Below are 9,964 nucleotides of genomic sequence, written 5' to 3' on the forward strand. Positions count from 1 at the left end.
GGCCGGCATCGCACGATGCCGGCGCTGACGTTTTTCGTGGAGTGCGATCGATGACATCCGCAGCGAATCCCGCCGATCCCGACAGCGCCGCGGCGCGGGGCGGCAGCCTGTACAACGACGACCTCGCGCCGACGACGCCGGCGCAGCGCACGTGGAAGTGGTATCACTTCGCGGCGCTGTGGGTCGGGATGGTGATGAACATCGCGTCGTACATGCTCGCGGCCGGGCTGATCCAGGAAGGGATGTCGCCGTGGCAGGCGGTGATGACGGTGCTGCTCGGCAACCTGATCGTGCTCGCGCCGATGCTGCTGATCGGCCATGCGGGCGCGAAGCACGGCATTCCGTACGCGGTGCTCGTGCGCGCGTCGTTCGGCACACAGGGCGCGAAGCTGCCGGCGCTGTTGCGCGCGATCGTCGCGTGCGGCTGGTACGGCATTCAGACCTGGCTCGGCGGCAGCGCGATCTACACGCTGCTGAACATCCTGACCGGCAACGCACTGCACGGCGCGGCGCTGCCGCTCGTCGGCATCTCGTTCGGGCAGCTCGCGTGCTTCCTCGTGTTCTGGGTGCTGCAGCTGTACTTCATCTGGCACGGGACCGATTCGATCCGCTGGCTCGAGAGCTGGTCCGCGCCGATCAAGGTCGTGATGTGCGTGGCGCTCGTGTGGTGGGCGACGTCGAAGGCCGGCGGGTTCGGCTCGATGCTGTCGGCGCCGTCGCAGTTCGCGGTCGGCGGCAAGAAGGCCGGGCTGTTCTGGGCGACGTTCTGGCCGGGCCTGACGGCGATGGTCGGCTTCTGGGCGACGCTCGCGCTGAATATCCCCGATTTCACGCGCTTCGCGCAGTCGCAGCGCGACCAGATGATCGGGCAGTCGATCGGGCTGCCGCTGCCGATGGCGCTGCTGTCGGTGGTGTCGGTCGTCGTGACGTCGGCGACCGTCGTGATCTACGGCAACGCGATCTGGGATCCGATCGACCTGACGAGCCGCATGACGGGTATCGGCGTCGGCATCGCGCTCGTGATCCTCACGCTCGACACGATGTGCTGCAACCTCGCCGCGAATCTCGTCGGCCCGGCGTACGACTTCTCGAGCCTGTGGCCGAAGGCGATCTCGTACCGTACCGGCGGGATGATCACCGCGACGATCGCGATCGTGATGATGCCGTGGAAGATCCTCGCGACGACGGACGGCTACATCTTCACCTGGCTCGTCGGGTACTCGGCGCTGCTCGGGCCGGTCGCCGGCATCATGATGGTCGACTACTTCCTGATCCGCGGCACGCAGCTCGATACGCGCGCGCTGTTCGACGAACGCGGCGGCTTCAGCTACGCGCGGGGCTGGAACCCGGCCGCGCTCGCCGCGCTCGCGGTCGGCGTGCTGCCGAACCTGCCCGGCTTCCTGCATACCGCCTTTCCGGCGTCGTTCCCGAACGTGCTGGCGTTCTTCAACACGCTCTACACGTACGCGTGGTTCGTCGGCCTCGTGCTGGCGTCCGGCGTGTACGGCACCTGGATGAAGTGGCGCGCCGGACAGCGCGCGCAGATCGCGAGCGCATGACGCGCGACATGCGTGTCGAGCGGCACCCGACAGTCAACGAGGAGGCAACCCCATGGCAATCCTGATTCGCGGCGGCACCGTGGTCGATGCGGACCGCTCCTATCGCGCGGACGTGCTTTGCGCGGATCCGCAGGACGGCGGCACGATCCTGCAGATCGCGGAGCAGATCGACGCGCCGGCCGGCGCGAGCGTCGTCGACGCGCACGACCAGTACGTGATGCCGGGCGGCATCGATCCGCATACGCACATGGAACTGCCGTTCATGGGCACGACCGCGAGCGACGATTTCTACTCGGGCACGGCCGCCGGGCTGTCGGGCGGCACGACGAGCATCATCGACTTCGTGATCCCGAGCCCGAAGCAGCCGCTGATGGACGCGTTCCGTGAGTGGCGCGGCTGGGCCGAGAAATCGGCGGCCGACTACGGCTTCCACGTGGCCGTGACGTGGTGGGACGAGAGCGTGCACCGCGACATGGGCACGCTCGTGCGCGAGCATGGCGTGTCGAGTTTCAAGCATTTCATGGCGTACAAGAACGCGATCATGGCCGACGACGAGATTCTCGTGAACAGCTTCACGCGTTCGCTCGAACTCGGCGCGCTGCCGACCGTGCACGCGGAGAACGGCGAGCTCGTGTTCCGGCTGCAGCAGGCGCTGCTCGCGCGCGGCATGACGGGGCCGGAGGCGCATCCGCTGTCGCGGCCGCCGGAGGTCGAAGGCGAGGCCGCGAACCGCGCGATCCGCATCGCGCAGGTGCTCGGCGTGCCCGTGTACATCGTGCATGTGTCGGCCAAGGACGCGGTCGACGTGATCACGCGTGCGCGCAGCGAAGGGCTGCGCGTGTTCGGCGAAGTGCTGCCGGGCCACTTGGTGATCGACGAGGCCGTCTATCGCGACCCGGACTGGACGCGTGCGGCCGCGCACGTGATGAGCCCGCCGTTCCGCTCGGCCGAGCATCGCGAGGCGCTGTGGCGCGGGCTGCAGTCGGGGCAGCTGCATACGACGGCGACCGATCACTGCGTGTTCTGCGCATCGCAGAAGGCGATGGGCCGCAACGATTTCACGAAGATCCCGAACGGTTGCGGCGGTGTCGAGGATCGCATGTCGGTGCTGTGGCATCACGGCGTGAATCATGGCCGCATCACGCCGAACGAGTTCGTGCGGATCACGTCGACGAACGCCGCGCAGATCTTCAACCTGTATCCGCGCAAGGGCGCGGTGCAGGTCGGCGCCGATGCCGACCTCGTCGTGTGGGATCCGGCCGCGACGAAGACGATCTCGGTGAAGACCCATCACCAGCAGGTCGACTTCAACGTGTTCGAGGGGATGACGGTGCAGGGCGTCGCGACGCACACGCTCACGCGCGGCGCGCTCGCGTGGGCCGACGGCGAGCTGCGCGCGGTGCGCGGCGCGGGCCGCTACCTGGAGCGTCCGCCGGCGGCCGGCTATTACGAGGCCGCGCGGATCGCGAACCGGTTGCGCGAACCGCATCCGGTCGAGCGCGCGGGTTGAACGACGCGTGTCATGCGGGGCATGTCCGTTCGAGCGGAGAGCGGCATGCCCCGCGTGCGTTTTCCGCCAGGTAGATAGAACAACTGATCAAGTCGGATAGATGCGAAACGGGAAACGATCGATGCGGCTGGGCACGGTGATTTTGTCGGCGTTGCAGGCGCGCGTATCGAGCGAGTAACATCCACCCACCCCATGCAGGGGCCGCGAGCCAGGGCCGCTCGCCGGACAGTTCAAATAGTGAGAAAGGAGCACAAGGTGGATATTCTGCGCAGTCTCCTCGGTATGCTGTTCCTGTTGCTGGTTGCCTATCTGCTGTCGAACAATCGTCGGGCGGTGAGCGGCCGGACGATGATCGCCGCGCTGCTCACGCAGTTCGCGATCGGCGCGCTGGTGCTGTTCGTGCCGTCGGGCCGCGCGGCGCTGGCCGGGGCCGCGAACGGCGTCAATCGCGTGCTCGACATGGGCAATCACGGCATCGCGTTCGTGTTCGGCGGGCTGGTCGACGCGCGGATGTTCCAGCTGTTCGGCGACGGCGGATTCGTGTTCGGCTTGCGCGTGCTGCCGATGATCATCTTCGTCACCGCGCTGATCTCGGTGCTGTACTACATCGGCGTGATGAAGTGGATCGTCGCGATCCTCGGCGCGGGGCTCGCGAAAGTGCTCGGCGTGAGCCGCATCGAGGCATGTTCGGCCGTCGCGACGATCTTCCTCGGGCAGAGCGAGATGCCCGCGCTCGTGAAGCCGTTCGTGCGGAACATGACGAGCGCCGAGATCTTCACGGTGATGGCGAGCGGCATGGCGTCGGTCGCGGGCTCGGTGCTGGTCGGCTATGCCGGCCTCGGCGTGAAGATGGAATACCTGCTCGCCGCGTCGTTCATGGCCGTGCCCGGCGGCCTGCTGTTCGGCAAGCTGCTGTTTCCGACCGTCGAGCCGAGCCGCGTCGTGGTCGACGGTCTCGATTTCGACGACAAGCGCGCCGCGAACGTGATCGAGGCCGCGGCATCCGGCGCGTCGGTCGGGCTGCGCATCGCGATCAACGTCGGCGCGATGCTGATCGCGTTCGTCGGGCTGATCGCGCTGATGAACCTGATCGTCGGCGGCGCGGCCGCGTTCGCGGGCTTTCCGCAGGTCACGCTGGTGGGCATCATCGGCCACCTGTTCGCGCCGCTGGCGTGGATCATCGGCGTGCCGTGGCACGATGCGACGCTCGCCGGCAACTTCATCGGCGAGAAGCTGATCTTCAACGAGTTCGTCGCGTACGGCGACCTGTCGCCCTACCTGAAGGGCGGCGAGCACGTCGCGGCGGCCGGCCTGCAGGTGCTCGACCCGAAGACGCTCGCGATCGTGTCGTTCGCGCTGTGCGGCTTCGCGAACTTCTCGTCGATCGCGATTCTCGCGGGCGGCTTCAGCGCGGTCGCGCCGGAGCGCCGCTCGGAAGTCGCGCGGTACGGCCTGCGCGCGCTGACGGCGGCCACGCTGTCGAACCTGATGAGCGCCGCGATTGCCGGGCTGTTCTTTTCGCTGCATTGAATCGTGCAGTAGACTCCGACCGTTCGAAGAGAGGCAACGATGTTTCTACCGCAGGAATTCATTCGCAGGAAGCGCGACGGGCAACCGCTCGATCGCGACGGGATTGCCGCGTTCGTGCGCGGCGTGACAGACGGCAGCGTGACCGAGGGCCAGGTGGCCGCGTTCGCGATGGCCGTGTATTTCAACGACCTGAGCACCGAGGAGCGCGTTGCGCTGACGCTCGCGCAGCGCGACTCGGGCGACGTGCTCGACTGGCGCGCGCTCGATCTCGACGGGCCGGTGATCGACAAGCATTCGACCGGCGGCGTCGGCGATGTGGTGTCGCTGATGCTCGGGCCGATGGTGGCCGCGTGCGGCGGCTACGTGCCGATGATCTCCGGGCGCGGGCTCGGCCATACGGGCGGCACGCTCGACAAGCTCAGCGCGATTCCCGGCTACGACGTGATGCCCGCGACGGATGCGTTTCGTCGCACGGTGCGCGAGGTCGGCGTCGCGATCATCGGGCAGACCGCCCGGCTCGCGCCGGCCGACAAGCGCATCTATGCGATTCGCGACGTGACGGCGACCGTCGAGTCGGTCGCGATGATCACCGCGTCGATCCTGTCGAAGAAACTCGCGGCGGGGCTCGACGGGCTCGTGATGGACGTGAAGGTCGGCTCCGGCGCCTTCATGCCGACCGCGGAGAAATCGGCGGAACTGGCGCGCAGCATCGTCGACGTCGGCAACGGCGCCGGCATGAAGACGACCGCGATCCTCACCGACATGAACCAGTCGCTCGCGCCGTGCGCGGGCAATGCGCTCGAAGTCGCCTGCGCGATCGACTACCTGACGGGCAAGTCGCGCCCGGCGCGCCTGCATGACGTCACGATGGCGCTGTCGGCGGAGCTGCTCGTCACGGGCGGGCTGGCGCGCGACGTCGCGGCGGCGCGCGCGAAGCTGCAGGAGGCGCTCGATTCGGGTGCGGCGACCGAACGCTTCGCGAGAATGGTCGCGGCGCTCGGCGGCCCCGCGGACCTGATCGACGTGCCCGCCCGGCATCTGGCGCGCGCGGCGGTGATCGTGCCGGTTCCCGCGCCGGCGACCGGCGTGGTGCAGCGGGTCGATTGCCGCGGGCTCGGGCTGGCGGTCGTCGCGCTCGGCGGCGGCCGCACGCGCGCGGAGGACGCGATCGACGTCAGCGTCGGACTGACGGCGCTGGCGGAGATCGGGCAGCGCGTCGAGGCCGGCGAGCCGCTCGGCTACGTGCATGCGCGCGACGGCGCGGCGGCTGCACACGCGGTGGACGCGGTGCGGCGCAGCTACGTGCTCGGCGAGACGGGCGAAGCGCCACCCACCCTTTACCAGCAGATCGGCTGACCCCACTCCCGGAGGCATCATTTCGATGGAACGAGACGAACTGATCGAACAGGCCAGGGCGGCGCGCGAACGCGCGTATGCGCCGTATTCGCGCTTCAAGGTCGGCGCGGCGCTGCAGGCGCGCGACGGGACGGTCTTCCACGGCTGCAACGTCGAGAACGCGTCCTACGGATTGTGCAATTGCGCGGAGCGCACGGCGATGTTCTCGGCGATCGCCGCCGGCTATCGCCCGGGAGACTTCGCGCGGCTCGCGGTGGTCGGCGACACGGACGGCCCGATCGCGCCGTGCGGTGCGTGCCGCCAGGTGATCATCGAGATCGGCTTGCCCGACATCGAAGTGATCCTCGCCAACCTGAAGGGGGCCGTCGAGGTTACGACGGCCCGTGCGTTGCTGCCGGGCGCGTTCAGCCTGTAACGGCGCGCGCCGCGGCGGGTCGCACGCGTCACGCGCCTTCGCGCGTTTCGCGGATCGGGATCACGGTGCGCGCGCCGCACTGGCGCAGCAGGTCGCGCAGCTCGTTGATGACCGGAAACACCTCGTGGTTCCAGTCGGCGCCCTGGCGATCGTGCGCTTCCTGTTCGCGCTCGACGATCCAGCGATCCTCGCGGAAGATGCGCTCGGTGAACCACACGAGCAGCGGCCACGCGAGATCGAGCGCGAACGGGATGCCGGGCTTGTGGATCGACAGCAGGCCGAACGTGCGGTTGGTGCGCTGTTCGGCGTCGAGCGGCACGTAGACGATCCACAGGTCCATCACGAGCGTGCCTTCGCTCGAACGGATCTGCAGCGTCTGGTACGGGTAGCCGGTGCGCACCGTCATCACGCTCTTGTCGGACTGGTCGGCCGGCTTCTTGCTCGCGCCGAACACGAGCGCCTCGCCGACCGGCTGCTTGCCTTCCATCCGCGCGAACGTGTAGTCGACCTCGACCCAGTCGTCGCCGCGGCGACGGCCCACCGAGCGCGCGCGCATCTGCCCCATCTGCTTGCGGTGCAGGAACTGATGGTTCATGTCCATCAGGTTCTCGTGCATGAACGAGTAGTGGCACTTGACCTCGCGGCCGAAACGGCGCGTCTTGTACGCGCGGTTGTCCGCCGATTCGAGGGCGGGGAACGGCCGTTCCTCGGCGAGCGTCGCGTCGCCCGGGAACACGAAGATCAGCCCGTGCGCCTCGCGGCACGGATACGCGCGCACGCCGTTGGGCAAGCGCTCGCGGCCGAGATAGGGCACGTCGACGCAGCGGCCGCTGTCGCACGCGTAGGTCCAGCCGTGATAGCAGCAGCGCAGCGTTTCGCCGCTGACGACGCCCGCGTGCAGCGGCACCTGGCGGTGCGCGCAACGATCCTCGAGCGCGTACACGGCGCCGGACTCGGTGCGCACGAGCACGATCGGCTCGCCGGCGAAGTGCACGCCGAGCGTCTTGCCGCGCTTGAGCTCGCGCGACCACGCGAGCGGGTACCAGTGATCGGGATGAATCGGCACACGGCGCAGGTCGCGCACGGTGGCGCCGGAGGACGATTCTCCAACGGTGTTGCTGTCAGGCAAAGGCACTGCGAGCATGCGTGACGCCTCCTGGGCGGGTAGTCCGGGCGCCGCAAGAAGCGGCGGGCATCTGGAGAAGTCTACGCGAAGTTGCCCGCGACGGCGGACGCGATGCGGGTTTGCCCCGGCATGGCGCGACGAGTTTCGTTGATGCGGCGCAAATCGGGACGCAGGCGGCGCGCGCCGGTCGTGCCCGGCCGCGCGGCGGGCGGTATCCCGTTACGCGGCCGGTGGCGGGTCATGAACGGGCGTCGCGCCACAGCACCGCGTCGGAACGGTACAGCGCCGGGAAACGCTGCTTCAGCCCGGCGACCTTCGGCAGGTCGTTGAACGCGATATACGGCGCGTCGGGATGCAGTTCGAGGTAGTTCTGGTGATACGCCTCGGCCGGATAGAACCCCTTGTAGTCCTCGACCCGCGTGACGACGGGCGCCGGGAACACGTGCGCCGTGCCGAGCTGCGCGATGTACGCGGTCGCGACCGCGCGTTGCTGCGCGGTGGTCGGGAAGATCGCGGACCGGTACTGCGATCCTTCATCGGGGCCCTGCCGGTTGAGTTCGGTCGGATCGTGCGCGACCGAGAAGAACACCTGCAGCAGCCGGCCGTACGTGATCTGCGTCGGGTCGTAGACGATGCGCACCGATTCCGCATGCCCCGTCAGCCCCGAGCCGACGAGCGCGTAGTGCGCGGTTTCGGACGCGCCGCCCGCATAGCCCGCGGTGACCTGCTTCACGCCCTTGACGTGCTCGAACACGCCCTGTACGCCCCAGAAGCAGCCGCCGGCGAGCACGGCCGTTTCGTCGTGCGACGCGCTGGACGTCTCGTCGAGCGTCGGGGCGGGCACGGTGCGCATCGGCTCGGCGGAATTGACGATACGCTGGTAGCCGAACACGGCGGCGGCCGCGAAGGCGACGGCGCCGATGCGGCGCAGCAAGGTCGCGCGCCGTCGCGCCGCGGCATCACGGGGGGAGATCGGGATCATCATTTGCTCCTTTTCAATGGGTCGGGGACACGGCGCCGGGTGGCGGCGCACGCGATCAACCGAAAGTGAATGCGTACGCATCGACACCGGGATCGAGGAACTCGATCGCGAACGTGCGATCGGCGATCGCTCCCGGCTGCCGCACGAGCTGATACAGGCGCTGGCCGGTGACGGTGCCGTAGCCCCGCGCGTCGACGTCGGTGCCGTGCGCGGCGCCGGGGGCCGCGCCGTCGAGCGTCACGCGAAAGCGCACGGGCTGGCCGTTCGCACCCGGGCCGAGCACGAGGTGCAGATCGCGCGCATGGAAGCGGTACACGATCCGGCCGTCCGGCGCGGCGAGCGACGCGCGCTCGGCACCGACGTTCCAGGTGCCCGCGAGGCCCCAGTCGTTGAGGTCCGGCCGGGCCGGCGCGTCGTAGCGGTGCGCCGCATCGCGCACGGCGCCGCCCGGCGACGTGAAGCTCTCCGCACGCGTGTAGCCGACATAGGTTTCGGGCGAGCGGACGTCCGCGCTGTCGGCCGCCGCGAGCGCCCCGTTCGCGGGCGCACCGGCCAGCCCGAGCGGCACGTTCAGCGCTTCCGGATGGCCGGCTTCCGCGAGCAGCGACTGGATCGCGCGCTCCGACTGCGCGTATTCGCCTTCGCCGAAGTGGTGATGGCGCACGCGCCCTTGCGCGTCGACGAAGTAGTGCGCCGGCCAGTATTCGTTGTTGAATGCGCGCCAGATCGAATAGCCGTTGTCGATCGCGACCGGGTAGTCGATGCCCAGGTCGTGCACGGCCTTCTTCACGTTGCCGATGTCGCGCTCGAACGCGAATTCCGGTGCGTGCACACCGATCACGACGAGCCCGTACGGCGCGTACTTGCGTGCCCACGCGTTCGTGTACGGCAGCGTGCGCAGGCAGTTGATGCATGAATACGTCCAGAAATCGACCAGCACGACCTTGCCGCGCAGGCCGGCCGCGGTCAGCGGCGGCGAGTTCAGCCACTGCACGGCGCCGTCGAGCGACGGCAGCGTGCCTTCGACGGGCAGCGCGGACGGCGTCGTGACGGCCGCGCGCATCATCGCACCGCCACCGGCCGGTGCGCCGTCGGCGGCCGCGGCCATCATCGCGCCGCCGGTTGCGCTGTCGGCAGCGGTGCCGGTCGCGGCCATCGCGGCCGGTGCACCGTTCGAGCGTCCGCCGAGGCGGTCGACCAGCTTCGTCTCGAGGCCGCCCGTCGTGACGGTCGACAGCTGCGCGAGTGCGCCGGTGTCGAGGCCGAGCGCGATCGCGCCGACGCCGGCCAGCAGTGCCGCGCCGATCCCGCGCCGGATCCATTCGCCGGCGCCGAGCGAGCGCTTCATCGCGGCGAACACCTTGCCGCCGATCACGAGCGCCACGCCGAGCGAGGTCGCCGCGCCGGCCGCATACGCGACGAGCAGCAGCGTCGTACCGACGCTCGCGCCGCGCAGGGCGGCGCCGGTCAGCACGAGCCCGAGGAT

8 protein-coding genes are annotated in these 9,964 nt (G+C 69.2%); 5 read left to right on the plus strand and 3 right to left on the minus strand.

Annotated features, from left to right (window positions below; translation table 11 throughout):
- Positions 1–50: 50 nt before the first annotated feature.
- From G3N62_RS23120 to G3N62_RS23140, 5 genes are all read left to right on the plus strand, one after another.
- On the plus strand, positions 51–1,559 hold the full coding sequence (locus tag G3N62_RS23120) for an NCS1 family nucleobase:cation symporter-1 (protein WP_124670529.1): 1,509 nt from the start codon (positions 51–53) through the stop codon (positions 1,557–1,559).
- 52 nt (positions 1,560–1,611) lie between these two features.
- Positions 1,612–3,069 (plus strand): dihydropyrimidinase, encoded by a 1,458-nt coding sequence (hydA, locus tag G3N62_RS23125; protein ID WP_124609263.1) that lies wholly within the window; start codon positions 1,612–1,614, stop codon positions 3,067–3,069.
- Between the two features lie 255 nt (positions 3,070–3,324).
- Complete coding sequence (locus G3N62_RS23130) at positions 3,325–4,599, plus strand: NupC/NupG family nucleoside CNT transporter (RefSeq protein ID WP_034190666.1); 1,275 nt, start codon at positions 3,325–3,327, stop codon at positions 4,597–4,599.
- A gap of 39 nt (positions 4,600–4,638) precedes the next feature.
- Complete coding sequence (gene deoA / locus G3N62_RS23135) at positions 4,639–5,955, plus strand: thymidine phosphorylase (RefSeq protein ID WP_059557982.1); 1,317 nt, start codon at positions 4,639–4,641, stop codon at positions 5,953–5,955.
- 25 nt (positions 5,956–5,980) lie between these two features.
- A complete protein-coding gene (locus G3N62_RS23140) occupies positions 5,981–6,370 on the plus strand; it encodes a cytidine deaminase (RefSeq protein ID WP_034190664.1) in 390 nt (129 codons plus the stop codon).
- Positions 6,371–6,398: 28 nt separating this feature from the next.
- On the opposite strand, the gene G3N62_RS23145 is transcribed toward G3N62_RS23140, so the two are convergent.
- The 3 genes from G3N62_RS23145 to G3N62_RS23155 form a co-directional block, all read right to left on the minus strand.
- A complete protein-coding gene (locus G3N62_RS23145; protein ID WP_034190663.1) occupies positions 6,399–7,514 on the minus strand; it encodes an aromatic ring-hydroxylating dioxygenase subunit alpha in 1,116 nt (371 codons plus the stop codon).
- 220 nt (positions 7,515–7,734) lie between these two features.
- On the minus strand, positions 7,735–8,478 hold the full coding sequence (gene msrA, locus G3N62_RS23150) for a peptide-methionine (S)-S-oxide reductase MsrA (protein ID WP_124670530.1): 744 nt from the start codon (positions 8,476–8,478) through the stop codon (positions 7,735–7,737).
- 55 nt (positions 8,479–8,533) lie between these two features.
- On the minus strand, positions 8,534–9,964 hold a 1,431-nt coding region (locus G3N62_RS23155; protein WP_206141308.1), incomplete at its 5' end, for a redoxin domain-containing protein.

Origin of the sequence: Burkholderia sp. Tr-20355 (genome assembly GCF_017104685.1) — a bacterium.
GTDB lineage: Bacteria > Pseudomonadota > Gammaproteobacteria > Burkholderiales > Burkholderiaceae > Burkholderia > Burkholderia seminalis.

What these genes read in the sequence shown, in the direction of transcription:
- G3N62_RS23120 (WP_124670529.1), top strand. Translation starts at nt 51, where the DNA reads ATGACATCCGCAGCGAATCCCGCCGATCCCGACAGCGCCGCGGCGCGG.
- hydA (WP_124609263.1), top strand. Translation starts at nt 1,612, where the DNA reads ATGGCAATCCTGATTCGCGGCGGCACCGTGGTCGATGCGGACCGCTCC.
- deoA (WP_059557982.1), top strand. Translation starts at nt 4,639, where the DNA reads ATGTTTCTACCGCAGGAATTCATTCGCAGGAAGCGCGACGGGCAACCG.
- G3N62_RS23140 (WP_034190664.1), top strand. Translation starts at nt 5,981, where the DNA reads ATGGAACGAGACGAACTGATCGAACAGGCCAGGGCGGCGCGCGAACGC.
- G3N62_RS23145 (WP_034190663.1), bottom strand. Translation starts at nt 7,514, where the DNA reads ATGCTCGCAGTGCCTTTGCCTGACAGCAACACCGTTGGAGAATCGTCC.
- msrA (WP_124670530.1), bottom strand. Translation starts at nt 8,478, where the DNA reads ATGATCCCGATCTCCCCCCGTGATGCCGCGGCGCGACGGCGCGCGACC.